Here is a 23782-nt window from a genome sequence, read left to right on the forward strand (position 1 = left end):
CGCTGCGCCACCGGGCCTGGTTTTACACTTCCGGTAACAATCCAATAAAACTCCGTTTTTTACGCGGTTCGGACATCAACGCTTCCAGTTTTTCCACGCAGGCCAGATAGTGCGGGGTTTTCTTGTGCGCCAGCACGGCCGCATCATCTTTGTAGGCCTCGTAGATGAAAAAGCGCGTTTTGACTTCAGGATCCTGCAACACGTCGAAACGCAGGTTGCCCGGCTCCGTTAGCGCGCCTTCATGGTTGGCGCGAAATACCGCAAGAAATTCGTCCACCCGCTCCGGTTTAATGTTGATTTCCACCAGCGTTACATTCATTTGCCTTCTCCCTGTTTTTCCTCCTGCCAGAACTGGAACGCTTCACGGGCGCTCATGTTCTCGTGAACCACCTTTTTCACCGCTTTCAGCATCGACAGCGGCGCACTGGACTGGAAGATGTTGCGCCCCATATCCACGCCGGAAGCGCCCTGGTCGATCGCCCGCCAGCACATGTCCAGCGCCTCGTGTTCCGGCAGTTTTTTGCCGCCAGCAATCACAATCGGCACCGGGCAACTGGCGGTAACTTTTTCAAAGCCCTCTTCCACAAAATAGGTTTTCACGAACTGCGCGCCCATTTCCGCAGCAATACGGCTGGCGAGGGAGAAATAGCGGGCGTCGCGCGCCATCTCCTTGCCGACACCGGTGACCGCGAGTACCGGCATACCGTAACGGTTACCGGCATCCACCAGTTTGATGATGTTGTTGATCGACTGATGCTCGTGTTCGCTGCCGATATAGACCTGCGCCGCCACCGCACACACGTTGAGGCGCAACGCATCTTCCATCGCCACCGCCACGCACTCGTTGGACAGCTCGGTCAGGATCGAGTTGCCGCCTGACGCGCGCAGCACGACCGGTTTGTTGGTCGCCGCTGGCACCTGGCTGCGCAGAATACCGCGCGTACACATCAGCACGTCGGTTTCCTGGAACAGCGGCGCAATGGAGAGATCGATACGCTCAAGCCCGGTGGTTGCCCCCTGAAAATAGCCATGATCGAACGCCAGCATCGCGGTTCGGTTGCTTTTCGGGTTAAAAATACGCGCCAGTCGCGACTGCATACCCCAGTCCAGCGAACCGCAGCCTTTCAGGGTGTAGAGCGCGTTTTTCTGCGGCGTACCAATGCCAAAATCTTTCCCGTCTTTGATGTCGTCTAAATCAGCCATCTTCTCCCCCATCAGAAATCGTAGTTATTGATGTTCTCTTTGGTGAACACCACCCGCTCCGGCAGCAGCACAATGCCGTTGCCTTTCGCTTCATACTGATAACCCTGTACGCTGTTTGGCTCGACTTTCAGCATGCCGATATCTTTCACCTCAACGCTGTCGCCAGGGTTAAGATCGCCCTTTTTCAGCAGATGATCGGCGACGTTAACCGCAATTTTGCCTTGCTGTACCACGTCCCACAGGCCGAAGGCTTTCACCGTACCGCGCTCAACATACGGACGCATGACATTCGGGGTACTGAAACCGACAATCGCCACCCCTTCACGCTTCAGGTTTTCTGCCGCCTGCGCGGCAGCGGGCAGCGCGTTAGCATCCGGGGCGATGATGGCGTCCAGATCCGGATACGCTTTCAGGATCCCTTCAGCGGTCTGCAACGATTTCGTGGCGTCGTTATAGCCAAACTGCGTTGCTACGACCTGCCACTGCGGATGATCTTTGGCGATTTTGGCTTTCGCCTCTTTCACCCACTGGTTCTGGTCAGTCACGGTCGGGCTTGAGTAGAAAAACGCCACTTTGGCATCCGGTTTGGTGACCTGTTTTGAGGCCATATCGACCAGCAAGCCGCCCAGCTGTTCCGGGGTGCCCTGGTTGATGTAAATGCTGCGGCATTCCGGTTTGGTGTCTGAGTCCCAGGTCAGCACTTTCACCCCACGCTGCATGGCACGTTTGAGCGCCGGGCAGAGACCATCAGGCGACACGGCGGAGACGATAATCGCGTTGTAGCCCTGGTTGACGAAGTTGTTGATTAGCTGCACCTGACCGGACACGCTCGGTTCGGTCGGTCCGTCGTAGGTCACGTCAGCGCCCAACGCTTTACCCGCCTCTTTCGCGCCGTTGCCGCCGCTGGTAAAGAACCCTACGCCCACCAGCTTCGGAATAAAGGCGATACGATCTGCGGCCTGAGCGGTTGCCACGCTCATGGCCAGCGCCAGCGCACTCAGTTGCACCATCAGTTTTGCTTTCATCTCATGCTCCAATTGTTATTCGCGAGAGAACCCGACGCCATGCCGTACGCACCCATTCACGGTGCAGACTCAGCGAGCGTCCCATCACCACCACCACCAACAGCGCACCTGACAACGCGCTCGACACCTGGTTGGGGATGCCGACCATTTGTAAACCCTGTTGCAGATACCCCACCAGCAACGCCGCCAGCGCAGTACCCAGCACCGAACCTGAACCACCGTAGATATTGGCCCCGCCCAACACAGCGGCTGTCAGCGCGGGCATCAGCAGGTCACGACCGAGATCCGAACGCGCCGAGCCGAAATAAGAGACCATCACCAGCGCGGCAATCGCCGACGCCACCCCCACCATGCCGTACAGCGCGTAGGGCATGCCGTTCACAGACAGCGCGGCATAGCGCGCCGCCCGCGGGTTCTGGCCGATGAGAAACAGGTGGCGGCCAAAACGACCGCGGTGGGTGATCACCCAGAAAAAGAGGGTGATCAGCGCGAACATCACCAGCGGTACCGGCAGCCCCAGCACGGTCAGGTTGGCGAACGCGGTGAAGCTGTCCGGGAAACCGCCAATGCCTTCATACCCGGTCGCGCCGGCCATGCCGGAAAGCAGCAACGCGCCGCCGCCGTAGAGATAAAGTGTGCCGAGGGTGATCACCAGCGGGTTGATGCCGGTGTAGTGGATCAGCGCCGCGTTAAACAAGCCGCACGCCAGCCCCAGCAGCAGTGTCAGCGGTATGGCGAGACTCATCGGCAGCCCCGACTGCATCATTACACCCAGTGCAATGGCGCACAGGCCAATTGTCGAGCCAAGCGAAATGTCGATCCCGCCGCTGATGATCACCAGGGTCAGCGGCAGCGCGACAATGCCGATGCAGATGAAATCGCTGGTGCTGAACAGCAGCATATTGATGTCGAGCATGCGTGGGTTGATGGCGCCGAACAACAGGATCTCCAGCACCAGCAGGATCAGTAGCGCGCTTTCCCAGTTAAGCTTCATTTACGCCACCTCTCTGTTTTTACGCTTTGGAAAGGGGGAAACCTTTTTCCCGCCTTTGTTGCCCGGCTGAAAACGGCTGTATTTCAGCGCCCGCTGATGTCGCGTCAGTGCCTGACGTAAACGGCCATCGAGCACCAGCACGCCCAGCAGCACCAGTCCGGCGATGAAATCGTTCCACCAGGCCGGTAAGCGGAACAGCACCAGCACGGTGTCGATTTGCGTCAGGAAGAACGCGCCGAGAAACGCACCAATCAGCGTACCGGTGCCGCCGAGCAGGGAAATCCCGCCGAGCACGCAGGCGGCGATGGCTTTCATCTCCAGCCCGCTGCCGGTCTGGTTGGGGACGAAACCGATTTGTGCGGCGAAGACGATCCCGGCGCAGGCCGCCAGCATACCGTTGAAGGTAAAGGCAAGCATGCGCGTACGGTTGACCGCCACACCGAGCTGGCGGGCAGCGGCGAGGTTATCGCCAACAGCATAAAAATCACGGCCAGAGGCGGTGCGCGACAGTACCCACGCGCCAATCGCCAGCAGGCACAGCACCAGGTAGCCGAGCGGGGAAATCCCCAGCGCCACCGGCTCCGACAGTGATTTCAGGCTGGCCGGTAACCCTTCAATCCATTTGCCGCCAGTCCACAGCAACATGGCGCCGCGATACAAACCCAGCGTGCCGAGGGTGGCGACAATCGCAGGCACCCGCAATCCGACCACCAGCAGACCGTTAAACGCCCCCGCTACCGCGCCAATCGCCAGAGCAAAGCCCATCGCCAGTGGCAGGCTGTAACCACTGTTCAGCGCTACCCCGACGGCAATCGCGCACAGGCCGACGGTGGAGCCGACCGACACGTCGATATTGCGCGTCAGCATCACCATCGTGGCGCCCAGCGCCAGCAGCACCAGGATTTGGCTGCTGGCGAAAATCATGCCCAACGTCTGCAAACTGAAGTACGCCGGGTTCAGCGCCACCAGCACGGCGAACAGCGCCAGAATGGCGAGAAATGCGCTCAGTTCGCGGTTTTTAAACAACGTTTTCATGCGTGACCTCCAAACGCGAGCGCCATCATGCGATCGACGCTGATCGCCTGCTGCGACAGTTCGCCGTTCAGCACGCCCTGATGCATCACCAGTACCCGATCCGCCAGCCCCGGGAACTCATCCAGATCCGAGGAAATCATCAGCACAGCGACATTTTGCGCCGCCACGCTTTTCAGCAACTGGTAGATATCGGCGCGGGCGGAGACGTCCACGCCGCGCGTTGGTTCATCAACAATCAGCAGCAACGGGTTCGCCTCCAGACAGCGCGCCAGCAGCACTTTTTGCTGATTGCCGCCGGAGAGCGTCCGTAGCGGTTGTTCGGTGCTGTTGAGCTTGATCCCCAGCGCCCGGTGATAACGTTCCACCACCGCCGATTCGCGCTGGCGCTGCTGCCAGACGGAGGGTTCGTTCAGCGCCACGGTGTTCCAGCGGACCGGCGCATCAAGAAACAGCCCGGAGACCTGGCGGTCTTCGGGAAGATAAATCAGACCGCGCGCCAGACGCGCCGCCGTGGATTCGCGGTTGATCTCCTGATTTTCCAACCAGATCCGCCCCGCCCGCACCGGACGCAGTCCGTAGAGCGTTTCGGCAAACTCGGTACGGCCGGAGCCAACCAGCCCGGCAAGACCGACGATCTCCCCGGCGTACACCTCGAGATTGAGATCGATAAACCCTTCGCCGGTCAGATCTTCCACCCGCAATACCGGAAAATCCTGCGCCTGCGTGCGACGGTTGCCGGGCAACGACAGCCACAGTTTTTGCGTGTCGCTGAGCGCATGCTCACGGCTGGCCGGGGTCATGGCGGCGATCAGCGCATTATTGTCGAATTGCGCCGTCTCGCCGCTCAGCACCACCGCTCCATCGCGCATCACCGAAACGTGGCTGGCGAGCAGGCGGATTTCCGGCAACTTGTGGGAGATAAATACAATACCCACGCCCAGCCCCTGCAATGCGCGGATCTGGCTGAACAAGCGATCCGTTTCCCCTGGTGTCAGCGACGCGGTAGGCTCGTCAAGGATCAGGATCTGCGCCTCACGCATCAGTCCGCGGAGGATCTCAACCATCTGCTGATCAGCCACCTCAAGCGTGCTGGCCGCAGCCTGCAGATTGAGCTGGCAGTTAAGCTGTTGCAGCTTTTCAGCGAGCAACGTGTCGGTGTTGGCGGTACGGGGCAGACGGAAGAGAATATTTTCCCGCACGGTCAGATTGGGAAAGAGCATCGGCTCCTGCGGCACCAGATAGATCCCCAACTGGTGCGCCTGACCGGGTTTCAGGCGGGAAAAAGCTTTGCCATTAATGCTGAGCTCACCGCTGTCTGGTGTTTCGACACCGGCGATGATCTTCATCAGTGTTGATTTCCCGGCGCCGTTGCCGCCCATCAGCGCATGCACCTGTCCAGAAAGCAATGTGAAATCAATGCCCTTCAGGACCGGCACACCTGAAAACGCCTTTCGGATAGCTTTCGCTTCTATCAGTGGGGTCATCATCGCTCCGCATTTGAACAAATGATTTTTTAATTTAATAATGTTCAAAATCGTAGTCGGGGATCTATAATTATTATCGTGCGGCGATCACACTTTTAGCCATTAGCTTCTCAGGAATGGTTAACTTCTCGCCAAAAGTTCACTTTTGCCACGCGCTTCACACTTTCTGCGCGCACAATGATGAACATATGATCTAAATTTTTATAAGAGTTCAGTTATGAGCGAAAAAAGAGCAATGGATGAGGGACGTTTCGCTGGTCTGGCGCTGGCCGAAGAAGAGCTGGTGGCGCGAGTGGCGTGGTGTTACTACCACGATGGCTTAACGCAGAATGACATCGGTGAACGTCTCGGACTGCCGCGACTGAAAATCTCGCGCCTGCTGGAAAAAGGCCGCCAGTCCGGGGTGATCCGCGTACAGATCAACTCCCGCTATGAGGGTTGTCTGTCGCTGGAAACCGAACTTCAACAACGGTTTGGCCTGAAGATCACGCGCGTTCTTCCGGCGCTGAACACACCGGCAATGAACGTGCGTCTGGGCATTGGCGCCGCACAATCGCTGATGGGCGTCCTGCAACCGGACCAGTTGCTCGCCGTCGGCTTTGGCGAAGCGACCATGAGCTGCCTGCAACATTTGAGTGGGTTTATCGGCTCGCAACAGGTGCGCCTGGTGACGCTCTCCGGGGGTGTTGGTCCGTATATGACTGGCATCGGCCAGCTCGACGCAGCCTGTAACGTCAGCATGATCCCCGCCCCGCTGCGCGTGTCATCAGCAGAGGTGGCGAACATCCTCAAGCACGAATCGAGCGTTCAGGATGTGATCCTCGCCGCCACCGCCGCGGACGTTGCCGTCGTCGGCATCGGTTCGGTGAATCAGCGTCGTGACGCCACTATTTTGCGCTCCGGGTATATCAGCGAAGGCGAACAACTGATGTATGCCCGCAAAGGCGCGGTGGGCGACATCCTCGGTTATTTCATTAATGCCGAAGGGGAAAAGGTGGAAGAGCTGGAGATCCACCGTGAATTACTGGGCGTGACCCTCGATGAGCTGGCGCAGTTACCCACTATCCTGGGCGTCGCCGGAGGCGAAGAAAAAGCAGAAGCGATTTATGCCGCACTGAAGGGTCGCCGTATTAATGGCCTGGTGACGGAAGAGATGACAGCCCGCGCGGTACTGGCTCTGGCGCAATAGCTGCGCCGCCGCGCAAACATAGCGAGGCGTTGGTCATGAGTTACCTTTTAGCGTTAGATGCAGGGACAGGCAGCATTCGTGCCGTGATCTTCGACCTGAACGGTCGGCAGATTGCCGTTGGACAGGCCGAGTGGAAGCACCTGAGCGTGGAGAATGTCCCCGGCTCGATGGAGTTCGATCTTGATACCAACTGGCAGTTGGCCTGTCAGTGCGTTCGCCAGGCGCTGGAGCGCGCCGGGCTGACGGCGGCAGATATTCAGTCCGTCGCCTGCTGCTCGATGCGTGAAGGGATTGTGCTCTATGATCGTAACGGAGACGCCATCTGGGCCTGCGCGAACGTCGATGCCCGCGCCAGCCGTGAAGTGGCGGAGCTAAAAGAAATCCATGACTCTCGTTTTGAATCTGAAGTGTATGACGTCTCCGGCCAGACGCTGGCGCTAAGCGCGATGCCGCGCCTGCTGTGGCTGGCGCACCATCGCCCCGATATTTACCGCAAGGCGGCGACGATGACGATGATCAGCGACTGGCTGGCGGCGAAACTGTCCGGCGAGCTGGCGGTGGATCCTTCTAATGCGGGTACCACCGGCATGCTCGATCTCTTCACTCGCGACTGGCGTCCGGCGTTGCTGGATATGGCCGGGCTGCGCGCGGATATTCTCTCGCCAGTGAAAGAGACCGGCACCGTCCTCGGCGCCGTGACCAAAGCGGCGGCGCAACAGTGTGGTCTGCGTGAAGGCACACCGGTGGTGATGGGTGGTGGCGATGTGCAGCTGGGTTGTCTGGGGTTGGGCGTGGTGCGCGCCGGGCAAACGGCCGTCCTCGGCGGCACTTTCTGGCAGCAGGTGGTGAACCTGCCGCAGGTGCGTACCGATCCCGAGATGAATATTCGCGTCAATCCGCACGTGATCCCCGGCATGGTGCAGGCGGAATCGATCAGCTTTTTCACCGGGTTAACCATGCGCTGGTTCCGCGACGCGTTCTGCGCGGAAGAAAAACTGATTGCCGAACGGCTCGGCGTCGACACTTATTCGCTGCTGGAAGAGATGGCCAGCCGGGTTCCGGCAGGCTCCCATGGCGTGATGCCGATTTTCTCCGATGCGATGCATTTTAAGCAGTGGTACCACGCGGCACCCTCGTTCATCAACCTCTCCATCGACCCGGAAAAGTGCAACAAAGCGACGCTGTTCCGCGCGCTGGAGGAGAATGCGGCCATCGTCTCCGCCTGCAACCTGGCGCAGATCGCCCGCTTCTCCGGTGTGCAGTTTGACAGCCTCGTCTTCGCCGGTGGCGGTGCCAAAGGCGCATTATGGAGCCAGATTTTGAGTGACGTCACCGGTTTGCCGGTGCGCGTACCGGAAGTAAAAGAAGCCACCGCGCTGGGCTGCGCGATAGCCGCAGGCGCGGGTGCCGGTCTGTTCAACGATATGGCCTCCACCGGCGAAAGGCTGGTAAGCTGGAGCCGCGAATTCACGCCCAACCCCACCCACCGCGAACTGTATGACGGCATGATGCAGAAATGGCAGGCGGTCTACACCGAACAACTGGGTCTGGTGGACAGCGGGCTGACAACGTCGATGTGGCAGGCTCCGGGGCTTAAGGAACGGACAGTCAGCCCGTAAAAATAATATCCACAGAGGGAAAGATTTTTTCCCTCTGTAAATCTTGCTTACTGATACTGCATACTCAAACATCATTTTGCCGTATTCTCCCTCATCGTTAATCACTCATATTTGGCCATTCCTGTATTTCGGGTTGAATATTTCCCTTTTCATCCAATGAATAGAGCGGTCCCCCATAGCCCATTTGAAAATGAACGAGACTTTGTGCCAAAATATTAACAATAAGGACAGTATTTTTGATAACACATTTTTTATCCGAAGGAATATCATCAAAACAGCGTAAATCCTCATGAGGGTTTTCCTTGGCGCTGACTAACCCACCATTGGCATCTATTATGATCACTTTCGTTGTAAAAGGTTTTATTGTTTCATAACGTGTTTTAAGCTCTTCCTCATGTTCTAAATACCATTGAACCTTGTTTCTGTCAGTCATAGGGAAATGATCAACGACAACGACCGTTGTTTTACCCCAGAAAAAATCAGTGTAGAGAATTTTCACATCCCGAAGTGTCCAGAAATTATAACCTGCCAGGCATAGAAATATGATTAGCAATAACAATCGCATTTTTCTATATTTTTGATTCATTAATATTCACTCACTCTTACTGCAGCCATGAAGTTAGTGAAAAACGGTTTAAAAGCGAAATCTCTATGCCGCTGTAGAAAAAACCAGATACGGAAAAATCGAAACTTATTAAATACAGAATTGGTAATATCTGTAGTATCAAGGCCAAAATGATCCTGAGCCTGAAAGCGTAACCACGCTTCCCAGCCTATTGCAAATTTTTGGAATCTAATAAGATCAATTTGTTGAGCATGTATATCATGCACAGTGATACCTAATCCATTATAGTTATCTTCTTTTCGATCAAATTTAGACAATCTGGAGTCATGCAAATCCAATTTAATTTGCTGTAAAAGATTTAACTGCACTCCGATATTATTGTTATTTCCATAGACACTATTAATAGTGTCTTTTATTACGACAAGCGGAGATTTATAACCACGATCAATAATACGTTGTTCATAAGCGTCATTTAGGGACAGACTATAAAAAGGGCTACCTTTGCCATATCTGAAATGATCAATCATTTCAGTGATAAGATATGAATACTTACCCCATCCAAACAAAGTAAACTCTGAAGAACACGCTTTCAATTCTTCAAATAAAATCTCAACACATTCCTGATGACTAATCGGTCTGCCTTTAACCTCTAATGGATACATCTCTCCGTATAATCGGTTATAGTTATTTGATAACGGAACATCATAACGAATTAAACGGTAGGGATCCACCTTAGCTGAAACATTATCAAGACCCAGAGACAACAATTGCCGCTCATCTAAATCGCCACATTTCATATCATCTGATGATGAGTCATCGAAACGTCTTATCGTTGTTATGAAGATAGTCTCTGGCAAACTCATAGATAATTCAAAATCGTTATTCATTAATATTCACCACATGGATTATTACCGATGAAAAAAGAGATTTGCGACGCTGAAATTATATTTAATTAAAAATGTCAGTGTGGGCGTATGACAAAAGATGCTTTCCCGGTCTCTATGTATAAAAAATCTGATCACAAAAACATAGCCTCAGCAGGCGGGCACCTATCAGTTGGGCCTGGTATGAACAGAACGCTTGACTACACGGTAAACAAATGCCGGATGGCGCTGCGCTTATCCGGCCTACAGACTTACACCCCGGGATGCCACATTGTTTATTCCTGCAAAGCTTCAGGTCGTGGAATAAATTCTAGTTTATGCTCTGACGTCATTTGATATTCGACTTCACCATCTGAAACATAAAATTGCGTATTTTCATTAACATTCTCATCAACGATTAAAAAATAGTCTTTTATGACGCAATTTTTTTTGCTATCGATAGCCGGGAAACACCGAAGATCTTCATGTGGGCTGATCTCATGATTGGTAAATCCTTCCCCAACATTCGTTACATAGTAGCGATGACAGATTTCAGGAAACAGCGGATATGTTGACTGAATGTCTTCCCGATGCGCCAGATACCAGCCAATCTTACCTCTGTCAGTCAACGGCATGTGATCAACCACCAGATTAACAATCCCATAGCCATCAGAATAAACATATAAAATACGGACAGGTCTTAGCGTCCAGAAATTATAAATTGCACCAATCATAAAAAGACATAGCAACATTACCGGGAATTTGTTTTTCATCAATACTGTCCAATATTCTCTACTGAGTTAAACCTCGTAAAAAAAGGTTTAAACGCAAAATCCTTATGTCGTTGCAAAAGAAACCATATGCGGAAAAACCGAAACTGGCTGTAAACTTTGCTCTTAATATCGGTAACATCCAGACCAAAATGATCTTGTGCCTCAAAAAATATTTTAGCATTCCACCCCATAGCGTATCTCTGAAGATTTACAAGCGTTATTTTCTGGGCCGCAATATCATGCACACTGATACCCAAACCATTAATTCTGTCTATCCTTGAATCGAATTTTGATAGCTTTGATTCTAACAAACTTCTCTTTATGGAATTTAAAAGCGATGGGAAATGGATTGAATTTGGCTTAGAATTAAATTCATCCCGAATGATCCCTTCGATAATCAGGCGTGGGTTATCAACGAAATAACTATTTATCCTGTCATGAAAAGCCAAATTCAGCCGATGGCTATAAAACTCACTACCATTCCCATATCTGAAATGGTCAATCAACTCTCCAATAACCATTTTATATTCACCTTGAAAAGAAAATAATTGCGAAAGCGCTTTCATTTCGGCAAATAAAATATCGATACATTCTTCATAGGAGATTTTTGTCCCCCGTACAGTGGCCCATGAAATCCCATCGACAGGGGTGGTGTCGGGAATGTCGTAGCGAATCAGACGGTAAGGATCCACTTTTGCTGAGATATCTCTCAGGCCAAGCGAAAACAGATCCTGATCGCTCATATCACCACACTTCATGTCGTTGGCAGAGGAATCATTGAAGCTTTTCACCGTTTCGAAGACAGTTTCAGGCAGATATATTGATGCGCTGAAATCATTTACCATTTCCATTTACCTTATTAATAATCAATAAGTTACGGATAGTCAGCGCAAAACAGTAGAATAAAAACCCCGCAAAAAACACGTACACAATCACATTCTTCAGGACGTTACCCTAATGGATCCGATCTTTGATTCCCATCACAATCACAACCTCCCCCATTTTCCCTTTTGCCGTCTACTGGCTAAATTAGTAACTCATCCGACCACATAACAATAATTTTACATACTGGAAACGTTTATGAGCCGCTATTCGTCGCTATTCGCCCCGCTTGACCTGGGCTTTACGGTGCTTAAAAACCGCGTGTTAATGGGCTCGATGCATACGGGTCTGGAAGAACGCCCGGACGGGGCGGAGCGGCTGGCGGCATTTTATGGCGAACGCGCGCGTCACGGTGTGGCATTGATTGTGACTGGCGGTATTGCACCGACACTTTCCGGGGTGACGATGGAGGGCGCGGCGGTGCTCAACGATGCCAGCCAGTTGCCGCATCACCGTCTTATTACTGACGCGGTGCATCAGGAAGGCGGCAAAATCGCCCTGCAAATCCTGCACTCCGGGCGCTACAGCTACCAGCCGCATCCGGTCGCGCCTTCTGCGATTCAGGCACCGATAAACCGCTTTAAACCTCACGAACTCACCCACGATGAAATCCTGACCCTGATTGAAGACTTTGCACATTGCGCGCAACTTGCCCGCGAGGCGGGGTATGACGGTGTTGAGGTGATGGGCTCGGAAGGCTATTTGATTAACGAATTTCTTGCCGCCCGCACTAACCAGCGTACTGACGAATGGGGCGGTGATTATCCGCGCCGGATGCGTTTTGCCGTGGAGGTGGTGCGCGCGGTTCGCCAGCGGGTGGGTGAGGATTTCATCATTATCTACCGCCTGTCGATGCTCGATCTTGTCGAGGGCGGCGGCACTTTTGCCGAAGCCGTCGAACTGGCGCGCGCGGTGGAAGCGGCGGGTGCCACACTCATTAATACCGGCATTGGCTGGCACGAAGCCCGCATTCCCACCATTGCCACGCCAGTGCCGCGCGGAGCGTTCAGTTGGGTAACACGCAAGCTGAAAGGCAGTGTGTCGATCCCGCTTATCACCACCAACCGAATTAACGACCCGCAGGTGGCGGACGATATTCTGACGCGAGGCGATGCCGATATGGTGTCGATGGCGCGCCCGTTCCTGGCGGATGCCGAGCTGCTGAGCAAAGCGCAGCAGGATCGCGCCGATGAAATTAACACCTGTATCGGCTGCAACCAGGCCTGTCTCGATCAGATCTTCGCCGGAAAAGTCACTTCCTGTCTGGTGAATCCGCGCGCCTGCCACGAAACGAAAATGCCTGTCCACCCGGCGGTGCGTCGCAAGCTACTCGCTGTGGTCGGCGCAGGTCCTGCTGGGCTGGCGTTTGCGGTGAATGCTGCCGCGCGCGGCCATCAGGTGACACTGTTTGACGCGGCTGCCGAAATCGGCGGTCAGTTTAATATCGCCAAACAGATCCCCGGCAAAGAAGAGTTTTACGAAACGCTGCGCTATTACCGTCGGATGCTCGACATCACCAGTGTGGATGTGCAGCTCAACCGGACCGTTTTGCCCGAACAACTGGGGATGTTTGATGAGGTGATCCTTGCGACCGGCATCGAACCACGGGTCCCGGAGATTGATGGCATTGATCATCCGAAAGTATTGAATTACCTCGATGTGTTGCGCGATAAAACTCCGGTCGGGCAGCGCGTGGCGATTATCGGCTGCGGCGGGATCGGCTTCGATACGGCGATGTATTTAAGCCAGCCAGGCGAGCCCACCAGCCAGAACATTGCCGAATTCTGCGTGGAGTGGGGAATCGATACCAGCCTGAACACCGCAGGGGGATTGCGCCCGGAAGGGCCGCAGTTGCCAAAAAGCCCGCGACAGATCGTGATGCTGCAACGTAAAGCCGGTAAACCGGGTGAGGGTCTGGGCAAAACCACCGGCTGGATCCACCGCTCCACCCTGCTGTCTCGTGGGGTAAAAATGATCCCGGCGGTCAGTTATCAGAAGATCGACGACGACGGGCTGCATGTGCTGATCGGTGGCGAATCGCAACTGCTGACCGTCGATCACGTGGTGATCTGCGCCGGGCAGGAGCCGCGACGCCAGTTAGCGCAGCCGCTGCGGGAAACGGGAAAAACAGTGCATCTGATTGGCGGTTGTGATGTGGCAATGGAGCTGGACGCGCGCCGGGCAATTGCACAGGGAACGAAACTGGCGCTGGAGATTTAAGGAAGTTACGCCCGGTGGCGCTTCGCTTACCGGGCCTGGGGGAGGCGCAATCTTACCGCGTCTTGCGCACTTTTACCGCTTTCAGCACCACAAATTTGTTGTTGGTGTCGATGGTGGTGCAGTTGCCAAACACGCGCTTCAGCTTGCGGAAATAGTCCAGATGACGGTTGCCGACGATGTACAGCGCCCCGCCATATTTCAGCGCGCGGCGTGCATCGTTGAACATCTGCCAGGCGATGTGATCGGTAATCGCGTGTTGCTGATGAAACGGCGGATTACAGAACACCGCGTCGAAACGATCCGGTTCAATGCCCGCCAGCGCGTTGTTGACCATAAATTCGCTGCGCGCCACCGCTTCCGGCAGATTGCGCTCAACGTTCAACTGGCTCGACGCCACCGCCATGTGGGATTCGTCGACAAACAGCACGCGCCCCTGCGGGTTCTTCGCCAGCAATTGCAGGCCAATCACGCCGTTGCCACAACCGAGATCCACCATCTCCCCGTCAATCCCTTCCGGCAGATGCTGGAGAAACAGCCGCGCGCCGATATCCAGTCCGCTGCGGGAAAAAACGTTGGCATGGTTATGAATCGTGAAATCCGTGCCATCGAGCGGCCAGCTGAAAATGTCTGAAGCCTCATTAAGCACAGGCGCACTGAATGTGCAGTGGATCAGCCGGGCTTTTTTCCACGCCAGTGATGTGGTGGTCGGGCCGAGGATCTTTTCGAACAGCGCCATCGTGGAATTATGGATATCGCGCGTTTTCGCCCCGGCGATAATGCGGGTTTCCGGCGTCGCCACCTCGCGCAGCGCGCGCAGTTGTTGCTCGAGCAGCGCCAGCTGTTTCGGTATTTTAATCAGCACCAGCGCCGGGGCTGACGGCAGCGGCGACAGGCTGTCCTGAAACGTCACGCTGGACTCGTCAATGCCGTTCATCCGCAGATTATGGCCGGTCGCCAGTTCGGCGATGTAAGAATCGCCAATGCTGACCGGATGGCGTTCCGCCAGTGCACAGGCCAGCGCGCCAAAACTGTCGTTAAAGATAAGCGTCAGGCCCCCGGTGTCGCCCACTTGCTGGAGCAGATACTCATCGGCGGCGTCCCACGCCTGTAACGATGGATCCTCCACATTGGGTGGAAAACGATCTAACGTGAAAAACTCACCGTTTAACTCTGCCTGGCTCATCGCCCCTCCGGGATGCTAAAATTCGCGCGTTTTATCGCTTAATTACCCACATATGTAAACCTTTTTTATGCTGACTTATTTGCAGGGCTACCCTGAAACCCTGCTGAGGCACCTTTCATTAAATCGTTCTGCGTGATAGCGCACTCGTTTTGTCATCATTGCATGCTACAGTGACGAAAGATCCCCAGCTACGGAGTACGTGAACGTTTATGATACGTTTTGCTGTCATTGGAACGAACTGGATCACCCGACAGTTCGTCGATGCCGCCCATGAAACCGGCAAATACAAGCTCACCGCCGTCTATTCCCGCAGCCTTGAACAGGCGCAGACTTTCGCCAACGATTACCTTGTTGAACATCTGTTCACCTCGCTTGAGGAGATGGCGCAAAGTGATGCGATTGACGCGGTATATATTGCCAGTCCGAACTCGCTGCACTACCCCCAGACGCGCCTGTTTCTGCGCCATAAAAAACATGTGATCTGCGAGAAGCCGCTGGCCTCGAATCTGCGTGAAGTCGAAAGCGCCATCGCTCTCGCGCGTGAAAACCAGGTGGTGCTGTTCGAAGCCTTCAAAACCGCCAGTCAGCCGAATTTCCTGACGTTACAGCAGTCCCTCAGTAAAGTGGGCAAGCTGCGCAAAGCGTTTCTGAATTACTGCCAGTATTCCTCGCGCTATCAGCGTTATCTGGACGGTGAAAACCCGAACACCTTCAATCCGGCGTTTTCCAACGGCTCGATTATGGATATCGGTTTCTACTGCCTCGCCTCCGCCGTCGCGTTATGGGGTGAACCACATGGCGTTCAGGCCAGCGCGACGCTACTGGAGAGCGGTGTGGATGCCCACGGCACCGTGGTGCTCGATTATGGCGATTTCGACGTCACCCTGCACCACTCGAAAGTCAGCGATTCCGTTCAGCCAAGCGAAATCCAGGGCGAAGCAGGCTCGCTGGTGATCGAGAAAATTTCTGAATGTCAGAAGCTGAGCTTTATTCCGCGCGGCGGAAAAGCGCAGGAACTGACCCAGCCGCAGCACATTAATACGATGCTGTACGAGGCAGAAACCTTTGCCCGACTGGTCGAAACCGGTGAAGTGAACCACCCGGGACTCGCCGTCAGCCGTACCACCGCGAAGCTGTTAACGGAAATCCGTCGTCAGACCGGCGTCAAATTCCCGGCGGACGATCTGAGCGTCGACGCGCTGGCGTAAAGCTGAGTAAATGAGTTGTTACAGGCCATTGACGGAATCAATGGCCTGTAATATTTTGTCACGAGCAAAGGGGAGTAACTTCCTTGCCGGTGGATCGTCATTACGGTGTGAGCAAAACCACACCCGGTTGCCGGGCAATAAGAAAACCGCAGCGCAATAGCCGGTTTTCTTGTTGTAAGTGAGACCTTGCCGAAAGGCGAGGTCCGTGCAAATAATTAGCAACGGCTATCGTCTTTCGACGGTAGCCGTTTTTTTTGTACGTACGTCAGAGAAAGGAAAGTTTATGAATAGTGTCGGCACACCGATGTTATGGGGCGGATTCGCCGCGGTTGTGGTGGTAATGCTGGCTATCGACCTGCTGCTTCAGGGGCGCCGTGGCGCGCACGCCATGTCAATGAAGCAGGCGGCAGGCTGGTCAATATTGTGGGTCACGCTGTCGATGCTGTTTAATGCCGCCTTCTGGTGGTATCTGGCGACGACACAAGGGCGCGAGGTCGCTGACCCGCAGGCGCTGGCCTTCCTGACCGGCTATCTGATTGAAAAAGCGCTGGCGGTGGATAACGTCTTTGTCTGGCTGATGCTGTTCAGCTACTTCGCCGTTCCTGCGGCGTTGCAGCGACGCGTGCTGGTATATGGCGTCCTGGGCGCGATCGTGCTGCGAACCATCATGATCTTCGCCGGTAGCTGGCTGATCTCGCAGTTCTCATGGCTGCTGTATGTCTTTGGCGCCTTCCTGCTGTTTACGGGTGTAAAAATGGCGCTGGCGAAAGAGGACAACGAGGGGATTGGCGATAAACCGCTGGTGCGCTGGCTGCGCGGGCATCTGCGTCTGACCGATAAGATTGAGAATGAGCACTTCTTTGTGCGTAAAAACGGTCTGTTGTACGCCACACCGCTGATGCTGGTACTGATTCTGGTGGAGCTGAGCGACGTGATTTTTGCGGTCGACAGCATCCCGGCTATTTTCGCCGTCACCACTGATCCGTTCATTGTGCTGACCTCAAACCTGTTCGCGATCCTCGGCCTGCGTGCGATGTACTTCCTGCTGGCAGGCGTGGCGGAGCGGTTCTCCATGCTGAAATATGGCCTGTCGGTGATCCTGGTGTTTATCGGCATCAAGATGCTGATCGTCGATTTCTTCCACATCCCAATTGCCGTTTCGCTGGGCGTGGTTGGCGGCATTCTCATCGGCACGCTGGCAATTAACGCGGTGGTTAACCGATTGAATGATAAAAAGAAGGCGTTGAGATAAGCACCGAATGGCCCGGCAGCGCAATGCCGCCGGGCCAACAGATGCCCCTGCATGCATCGCGCGCGATGGCAATCCCGCAGTTTTAAAAATTAGACATAAGCAGTAAATCCAGAATTTCTCGCTTTCAGCGCTGAAATCTTTCTCTATACTCGACCAGGCAAACACCTTTGTTTACATCCGGACATAAACGTAACAGCAGAGTACGTACCGTGATGGAACGCAACATCTTTCAAGGAACAATTCATGACGCAATCCGCTCCCCAGGGTCTGCTGCAGCGCCTCGCGCAAGGCAGCCTGGTCAAACAAATCCTCGTTGGTCTGGTGCTCGGTATTCTGCTGGCCTTGATCTCTAAACCTGCCGCAGAAGCGACAGGCCTGTTGGGTACGCTCTTCGTCGGCGCCCTGAAAGCCGTTGCACCGGTATTGGTGCTGATGCTGGTCATGGCGTCCATCGCTAACCACCAGCAGGGCCAGAAAACCAGTATTCGCCCGATCCTCTTTCTTTATCTGCTGGGGACGTTCTCCGCGGCGCTGACCGCCGTGCTGTTCAGTTTCCTGTTCCCGTCAGAGCTGCATCTCTCCACCGGTGCAGGCGATATCACGCCGCCGTCAGGCATTGTGGAAGTCCTGCGTGACCTGCTGATGAGCACCGTAGCAAACCCGATCAACGCGCTGTTGAACGCCAACTATATTGGGATCCTGGTGTGGGCCGTTGGCCTGGGCTTTGCGCTGCGCCACGGTAACGAGACCACGAAAAACCTGGTGAATGACGTGTCAAACGCCGTCACCTTTATCGTGAAACTGGTGATTCGCTTCGCGCCGATTGGTATCTTCGGGCTGGTGTCATCGACCCTGGCAACCACCGGTTTCGATGCGCTGTGGGGCTACGCGCAACTGCTGCTGGTACTGGTAAGCTGCATGCTGCTGGTGGCGCTGGTGATCAACCCGCTGCTGGTGTTCTGGCGCATTCGTCGCAACCCGTATCCGCTGGTTTTGACCTGTCTGCGTGAAAGCGGCGTGTATGCCTTCTTCACCCGCAGTTCCGCGGCCAACATTCCGGTCAACATGGCGCTGGCGGAAAAGCTGAATCTGGACCGCGATACCTACTCTGTTTCCATTCCGCTGGGTGCAACCATCAACATGGCGGGGGCCGCCATCACCATCACCGTGCTGACGCTGGCGGCGGTGCATACGCTGAATATTCCGGTGGATATCCCGACCGCGCTGCTGTTGAGCGTGGTGGCCTCGCTGTGTGCCTGTGGCGCGTCCGGCGTGGCGGGCGGTTCGCTGCTGCTGATCCCGCTGGCCTGTAACATGTTCGGCATTCCGAACGATGTTGCCATGCAGGTGGTCGCAGTTGGCTTTATCATCGGTGTATTGCAGGATTCCTGCGAAACGGCGCTGAACTCGTCCACTGACGTGCTGTTCACCGCGGCGGCCTGTATGGCGGAAGATGAGCGTCTGGCGAAGAACGCATTACATAGCTAAGAATAAAAGCCGGGTGGCGCTAACGCTTACCCGGCCTACATTTTCCCGGCAACAGATTTACAGTGTTACACCACTTTTAAAGATCGCCAGCTCGCGGAAGTCATTCCGCTCATTGCAGGTTGGTTTGCCGTTGGCAAAATCAACGATCGTATCGACAAACTCCTCCAGCAGTTGCGCCATCGGTTTACCGTGGATCAGCTGTCCGGCATCAAAATCGATCCAGTGCTTTTTCTTCGTTGCCAGCTCGCTGTTGGTGGCGATTTTCACCGTCGGCACAAAACCGCCGTACGGCGTGCCGCGACCGGTACTGAACAGCACCATGTGGCAGCCAGCTCCCGCTAATGCGCTGGTTGCCACCGCATCGTTGCCCGGCGCACTCAACAGGTTCAGACCACGCGTTTTCAGGCGTTCGCCATAGCGCAGCACGTCAACCACTTCGCTTGATCCCGCTTTCTGCGTGCAGCCGAGGGATTTCTCCTCAAGCGTCGTGATACCGCCCGCTTTGTTACCCGGCGACGGGTTTTCGTAAATCGGCTGATTATGGGCGATGAAATACTGTTTGAAGTCATTCACCATGGTGACCGTTTTTTCAAACGTGGATTCATCACGGCAATGGCTCATCAGAATACGTTCGGCACCAAACATCTCCGGCACTTCAGTCAGCACCGTGGTGCCGCCGTTAGCGATCAGATAATCGGAGAAACGACCGAGCATTGGGTTAGCGGTGATGCCAGACAACCCGTCAGAACCGCCGCATTCGAGGCCAAACTTCAGCTCGCTGAGTTTCCCCGGTTCGCGCACGTCATGACGCATCACGTCATATAGCTGGTGCAGATGCTCCAGCCCCGCTTCCACTTCGTCGTCCTGATGCTGGCACACCATAAAATGCACGCGCTCAGGATCGTACTCACCCAGCGTTTCGCGGAAGGCGTCGACCTGGTTGTTTTCACAACCGAGGCCAATCACCAGCACCGCGCCCGCGTTCGGATGACGCACCATGTTCTGCAACATGGTTCGGGTATTCACATGATCGTCACCCAGTTGCGAGCAACCATAGGTGTGGCTGAAAAGAAAGACACCGTCGGTGCCTTCGGCATCGTGGGTTTCTTTCAGGAAACGATTCTGGATCTGGCGCGCAATGCCGTTGACACAGCCGACTGTCGGCAGGATCCACAGTTCATTACGCACGCCAACATCGCCACTGGCGCGGCGGTAGATCTGCACATCGCGATCCGCCGACGGCGCGATGGCCGCCAGCGTTTCAGGTTGATAGCTATACTCGTCCAGATCGCTCAGATTGGTTCGCGTATTGTGGGAGTGAATATGTTCCCCGGGCGCGATAGCCGTCAACGCATGGCCAATCGGCAAACCATATTTAATGACGTTTTCCCCTTTCGCTATCTCACGCAGCGCAAACTTGTGGCCACGGGCGACGTTCTGGCGCAGCGTTACCGTCTGCCCGTCAACCGTCACCACAGTGCCCTCAGCCATCTCAGCTAGCGCGACAACCACGTTATCCAGCGAATGGATCTTAATGTAATGCATATCAACCAACCTCAGGGCTTAGTTCAGTTCAATGGCGAAGTAATCACGCGCATTGTTAAAGCAAATATTTCGTACCATCTCACCCAACAGCTGGATATCCGCCGGGGCTTCGCCTGCCGCCACCCAGCGGCCAATCATCTGGCACAGAATACGGCGGAAGTATTCATGGCGGGTATAGGAAAGGAAGCTGCGGCTGTCGGTCAGCATGCCGACAAAGCGGCTCAGCAGACCCAGTTGCGCCAGCTGTGTCATCTGACGTTCCATGCCGTCTTTTTGATCGTTAAACCACCAGCCTGAGCCAAACTGCATCTTGCCAGGCATGCCTTCGCCCTGGAAGTTGCCGACCATGGTGCCCAGCACTTCGTTATCGCGCGGGTTCAGGCAGTAAAGAATGGTTTTCGGCAGCAGGTTTTCTTCGTTCTGCTTGCTGAGCAGTTTTGACAATTCTTCCGCCAGTGGGCGGTCATTGATGGAATCAAAGCCTACATCCGGCCCCAGCAGTTTAAACTGGCGCAGGTTGTTGTTGCGCAGCGCGCCGATGTGATACTGCTGCACCCAGCCACGGCGGGCATACTCTGCGCCCAGCCAGACGAGTACTGCGGTTTTAAACTGGGCAACGTCGTGCTCGCTCAGGGTTCCGCCCGCCAGGCGGTGGGCAAGAATGCTGTCGAGCTCTGCGTCGGTCGCGTCGGCGTACAGCACCACGTCCAGCGCGTGGTCAGACACTTTACAGCCGTGGGCGGCAAAGTGATCCAGGCGTTTGCTCAGCGCGGTTTGCAGATCGGCAAAGCGGCGGATGTCAGTGTCAGAAACTTCACCCAGCTTGTGTATGTAGTCGCTGAAGGTCGCCTGTTCGATGTTAAAGGCTTTGTCCGGGCGCCAGCTTGGCAGCACTTTGATATCAAAGCTGCTGTCTTTGGCGACGGCCGCGTGATGTTCCAGTGAATCGACAGGATCGTCAGTGGTGCCGACCATCTTCACGTTCATCTGCTTCATGATCCCGCGGGCGGAGAATTTTTCCTGCGCCAGCAGATCATTACATTGATTCCAGATCTCATCCGCCGTGGACGGCGAAAGCAGCTTACCTGTAATACCAAACGGACGACGAAGCTCAAGATGCGTCCAGTGGTATAACGGATTGCCGATGGTGTGTGGTACGGTCGCCGCCCAGGCATCAAACTTCTCACGATCGGAAGCATCACCGGTACACAGACGCTCCGGCACACCGTTGGTGCGCATTGCGCGCCATTTGTAGTGATCCCCCTTCAGCCAGATGTCATACAGGTTTTTGAAGCGATAATTCTCAGCTACCTGTTGCGGCGGCAGATGGCAGTGATAATCAAAAATCGGCTGGTCTTTCGCGTAGTCATGGTACAGGCGGCGGGCAAATTCGGTATCAAGCAGAAAATCTTCAGTCATAAACGGCGTCATTTGCGTCTTCCTCTAAACGAGTGCGTCAGATGTTTATCTGTAATGCTGACAAAGTTATCACACCAATTTACAGCTCCCGAAGATTTTTTCGTGAGTTAGATCAATAAACCCCGACAAAAAAACCACCTCAAAAGGGGTAATCCACTCAGGAAGCCGCGCCAGCTCTGGCTTACAGTACCAGGCCGAAAGACCACATTAAGAATCCAGCATTTGTGATGTCACTCACCTTTTGAAGTTGTATGACAAGTTATCGTTCTGCCGTCGCAAGCTATAAGCCGACGGAATGCATTTCCGATACGTATTTGATCGGACTCACCGGTACGGATACCGAATTAAGCACAAGCACTGATGGCAAGGTTCGGGCCGTAGCGGATCTTTTTCGGCTTCGCCCACCGTTACATCACCTCCTTCGCCCTGGAATGGATGATGGTCGCGCAGGACGCGGATATAACATAACGATGAGGTTTTACATGCGTAAAATTAAAGGGTTACGTTGGTACATGATCGCACTGGTGACGCTGGGCACCGTGCTGGGTTACCTGACCCGTAACACTGTGGCGGCCGCAGCGCCAACGCTGATGGAAGAGCTACACATCTCTACCCAACAGTATTCATACATCATTGCAGCCTACTCCGCTGCTTACACCGTTATGCAGCCGGTTGCTGGCTATGTGCTGGATATTCTCGGCACCAAAGTGGGTTACGCCATGTTTGCCGTTCTGTGGGCCGTCTTCTGCGGCGCGACAGCCCTGGCAGGCAGCTGGGGCGGCCTGGCGCTGGCGCGTGGCGCGGTCGGTGCGGCAGAAGCGGCAATGATCCCTGCGGGTCTGAAAGCCAGTTCTGAATGGTTCCCGGCAAAAGAACGTTCGATTGCGGTCGGTTATTTTAACGTCGGCTCATCTATTGGTGCGATGATTGCGCCGCCGTTGGTGGTATGGGCGATTGTAATGCACAGCTGGCAGATGGCGTTCATCATCTCTGGTGTGCTGAGCTTTGCATGGGCCATGTCGTGGCTGATTTTCTACAAACACCCGCGCGATCAGAAAAAATTATCCGAAGAAGAACGCGAGTACATCATCGGCGGTCAGGAAGCGCAGCATCAGACCAACAATGCGAAGAAAATGTCGCCATGGCAGATCCTGCGCACCCGTCAGTTCTGGGGTATCGCCCTGCCGCGTTTCCTCGCAGAACCGGCCTGGGGGACGTTCAACGCCTGGATCCCGCTGTTCATGTTTAAGGTATATGGCTTTAACCTGAAAGAGATCGCCATGTTTGCCTGGATGCCAATGCTGTTTGCGGATCTTGGTTGTATCATCGGGGGTTATCTGCCGCCGCTGTTCCAGCGCTGGTTTGGCGTTAACCTGATCGTGTCACGTAAAATGGTGGTGACCATGGGCGCGCTGCTGATGATAGGCCCAGGCATGATTGGTCTGTTCACCAGCCCGTACGTCGCTATTATGCTGCTGTGTATTGGTGGCTTTGCTCACCAGTCGCTGTCCGGCGCGCTGATTACCCTTTCTTCTGACGTCTTTGGGCGTAACGAAGTGGCGACCGCCAACGGCCTGACCGGGATGGCGGCATGGACAGCCAGTACACTGTTCGCGCTGGTGGTCGGTGCGCTGGCAGATACCCTCGGTTTCAGCCCGCTGTTTGCTGTGCTGGCGGTGTTTGACCTGCTGGGTGCGCTGGTGATCTGGACGGTGCTGCAAAACAAACCGGCGGCGGAAATTCCGAATAGTGGTGTGGGAGATACCGCGACGCAAAGCTAGCGAACGCAGCGTTTTCCCAACAAAAGCCGTCTTTATGACGGCTTTTTCGTGACA

Annotated in this window: 20 protein-coding genes; 7 read left to right on the top strand and 13 right to left on the bottom strand. The window is 54.7% G+C overall.

The features are described from left to right. Positions 1-22: 22 nt before the first annotated feature. From lsrG to lsrA, 6 genes are read right to left on the bottom strand one after another with little or no spacing between them, the layout of a single operon-like run. On the bottom strand, positions 23-319 hold the full coding sequence (gene lsrG / locus QMG90_RS18650) for a (4S)-4-hydroxy-5-phosphonooxypentane-2,3-dione isomerase (protein WP_283281158.1): 297 nt from the start codon (positions 317-319) through the stop codon (positions 23-25). Continuing rightward, positions 316-1203, bottom strand: coding sequence for a 3-hydroxy-5-phosphonooxypentane-2,4-dione thiolase (gene lsrF, locus QMG90_RS18655; protein WP_283281159.1), 888 nt, complete (start codon positions 1201-1203; stop codon positions 316-318). The genes lsrG and lsrF overlap by 4 nt, the downstream gene beginning before the upstream one ends. Positions 1204-1214: 11 nt before the next feature. After that, positions 1215-2228: an autoinducer 2 ABC transporter substrate-binding protein LsrB gene (gene lsrB, locus QMG90_RS18660; RefSeq protein WP_283281160.1), complete on the bottom strand. Its 1014-nt coding sequence runs from the start codon at positions 2226-2228 to the stop codon at positions 1215-1217. 1 nt (position 2229) lies between these two features. Further along, positions 2230-3222, bottom strand: a complete 993-nt coding sequence (gene lsrD / locus QMG90_RS18665; RefSeq protein ID WP_283281161.1) for an autoinducer 2 ABC transporter permease LsrD — start codon at positions 3220-3222, stop codon at positions 2230-2232. Continuing rightward, positions 3223-4257 (bottom strand): autoinducer 2 ABC transporter permease LsrC, encoded by a 1035-nt coding sequence (lsrC, locus tag QMG90_RS18670; protein WP_283281162.1) that lies wholly within the window; start codon positions 4255-4257, stop codon positions 3223-3225. It lies immediately after the preceding gene. Continuing rightward, positions 4254-5741: an autoinducer 2 ABC transporter ATP-binding protein LsrA gene (lsrA, locus tag QMG90_RS18675; protein ID WP_283284004.1), complete on the bottom strand. Its 1488-nt coding sequence runs from the start codon at positions 5739-5741 to the stop codon at positions 4254-4256. The genes lsrC and lsrA overlap by 4 nt, the downstream gene beginning before the upstream one ends. A 217-nt stretch (positions 5742-5958) precedes the next feature. Between lsrA and lsrR the strand changes: the two genes are divergently transcribed. Both lsrR and lsrK read left to right on the top strand, forming a co-directional pair. Continuing rightward, positions 5959-6930 (top strand): transcriptional regulator LsrR, encoded by a 972-nt coding sequence (gene lsrR, locus QMG90_RS18680; protein WP_283281164.1) that lies wholly within the window; start codon positions 5959-5961, stop codon positions 6928-6930. Positions 6931-6965: 35 nt separating this feature from the next. Then, positions 6966-8549 (top strand): autoinducer-2 kinase, encoded by a 1584-nt coding sequence (gene lsrK, locus QMG90_RS18685; RefSeq protein ID WP_283281165.1) that lies wholly within the window; start codon positions 6966-6968, stop codon positions 8547-8549. A 97-nt stretch (positions 8550-8646) separates the two neighbouring features. Here lsrK and QMG90_RS18690 read toward each other — a convergent pair whose 3' ends face one another. The 4 genes from QMG90_RS18690 to QMG90_RS18705 all read right to left on the bottom strand — a co-directional run bounded on the left by QMG90_RS18690 (position 8647) and on the right by QMG90_RS18705 (position 11595). After that, a complete protein-coding gene (locus QMG90_RS18690) occupies positions 8647-9135 on the bottom strand; it encodes a DUF943 family protein (protein WP_346733125.1) in 489 nt (162 codons plus the stop codon). Further along, positions 9135-10001, bottom strand: coding sequence for a YPO3983 family protein (locus QMG90_RS18695; RefSeq protein ID WP_283281166.1), 867 nt, complete (start codon positions 9999-10001; stop codon positions 9135-9137). Before QMG90_RS18695 ends, QMG90_RS18690 begins: the two co-directional genes overlap by 1 nt. Before the next feature lie 272 nt (positions 10002-10273). Next, positions 10274-10750 carry a DUF943 family protein gene (locus QMG90_RS18700; protein WP_283281167.1) on the bottom strand — a complete coding sequence of 159 codons (477 nt, stop codon included), beginning with the start codon at positions 10748-10750 and terminating at the stop codon, positions 10274-10276. Beyond that, on the bottom strand, positions 10750-11595 hold the full coding sequence (locus QMG90_RS18705) for a YPO3983 family protein (protein WP_430381665.1): 846 nt from the start codon (positions 11593-11595) through the stop codon (positions 10750-10752). The genes QMG90_RS18700 and QMG90_RS18705 overlap by 1 nt, the downstream gene beginning before the upstream one ends. A gap of 235 nt (positions 11596-11830) precedes the next feature. Here QMG90_RS18705 and QMG90_RS18710 point away from each other — a divergent pair, with 235 nt between their 5' ends. After that, entirely contained in the window at positions 11831-13852 is a 2022-nt protein-coding gene (locus tag QMG90_RS18710) for an NADPH-dependent 2,4-dienoyl-CoA reductase (RefSeq protein WP_283281170.1), read from the top strand. 52 nt (positions 13853-13904) lie between these two features. On the opposite strand, the gene rlmG is transcribed toward QMG90_RS18710, so the two are convergent. Next, complete coding sequence (rlmG, locus tag QMG90_RS18715) at positions 13905-15035, bottom strand: 23S rRNA (guanine(1835)-N(2))-methyltransferase RlmG (protein ID WP_283281171.1); 1131 nt, start codon at positions 15033-15035, stop codon at positions 13905-13907. 209 nt (positions 15036-15244) lie between these two features. On the opposite strand from rlmG, the gene QMG90_RS18720 reads away from it, so the two are divergent. The 3 genes from QMG90_RS18720 (at position 15245) to sstT (ending at position 18983) form a co-directional block, all read left to right on the top strand. Beyond that, complete coding sequence (locus QMG90_RS18720; protein ID WP_283281173.1) at positions 15245-16243, top strand: Gfo/Idh/MocA family protein; 999 nt, start codon at positions 15245-15247, stop codon at positions 16241-16243. A gap of 283 nt (positions 16244-16526) precedes the next feature. Beyond that, positions 16527-17495, top strand: a complete 969-nt coding sequence (locus QMG90_RS18725) for a TerC family protein (RefSeq protein WP_283281174.1) — start codon at positions 16527-16529, stop codon at positions 17493-17495. Between the two features lie 243 nt (positions 17496-17738). Further along, complete coding sequence (gene sstT / locus QMG90_RS18730; protein ID WP_283281175.1) at positions 17739-18983, top strand: serine/threonine transporter SstT; 1245 nt, start codon at positions 17739-17741, stop codon at positions 18981-18983. Between the two features lie 57 nt (positions 18984-19040). Here sstT and QMG90_RS18735 read toward each other — a convergent pair whose 3' ends face one another. Together QMG90_RS18735 and uxaC are read right to left on the bottom strand one after the other, a co-directional pair. Next, positions 19041-20528, bottom strand: a complete 1488-nt coding sequence (locus tag QMG90_RS18735; RefSeq protein WP_283281176.1) for a UxaA family hydrolase — start codon at positions 20526-20528, stop codon at positions 19041-19043. An 18-nt stretch (positions 20529-20546) separates the two neighbouring features. Next, the gene (gene uxaC, locus QMG90_RS18740) at positions 20547-21959 is read right to left on the bottom strand and encodes a glucuronate isomerase (RefSeq protein WP_283281179.1); all 1413 of its coding nucleotides are present in this window, start codon (positions 21957-21959) and stop codon (positions 20547-20549) included. A gap of 470 nt (positions 21960-22429) precedes the next feature. Here uxaC and QMG90_RS18745 point away from each other — a divergent pair, with 470 nt between their 5' ends. Continuing rightward, a complete protein-coding gene (locus QMG90_RS18745) occupies positions 22430-23728 on the top strand; it encodes an MFS transporter (RefSeq protein WP_283281180.1) in 1299 nt (432 codons plus the stop codon). The last annotated feature ends 54 nt before the right edge of the window (positions 23729-23782 follow it).

The organism is Trabulsiella odontotermitis (genome assembly GCF_030053895.1).
Classification (GTDB): domain Bacteria; phylum Pseudomonadota; class Gammaproteobacteria; order Enterobacterales; family Enterobacteriaceae; genus Trabulsiella; species Trabulsiella odontotermitis_C.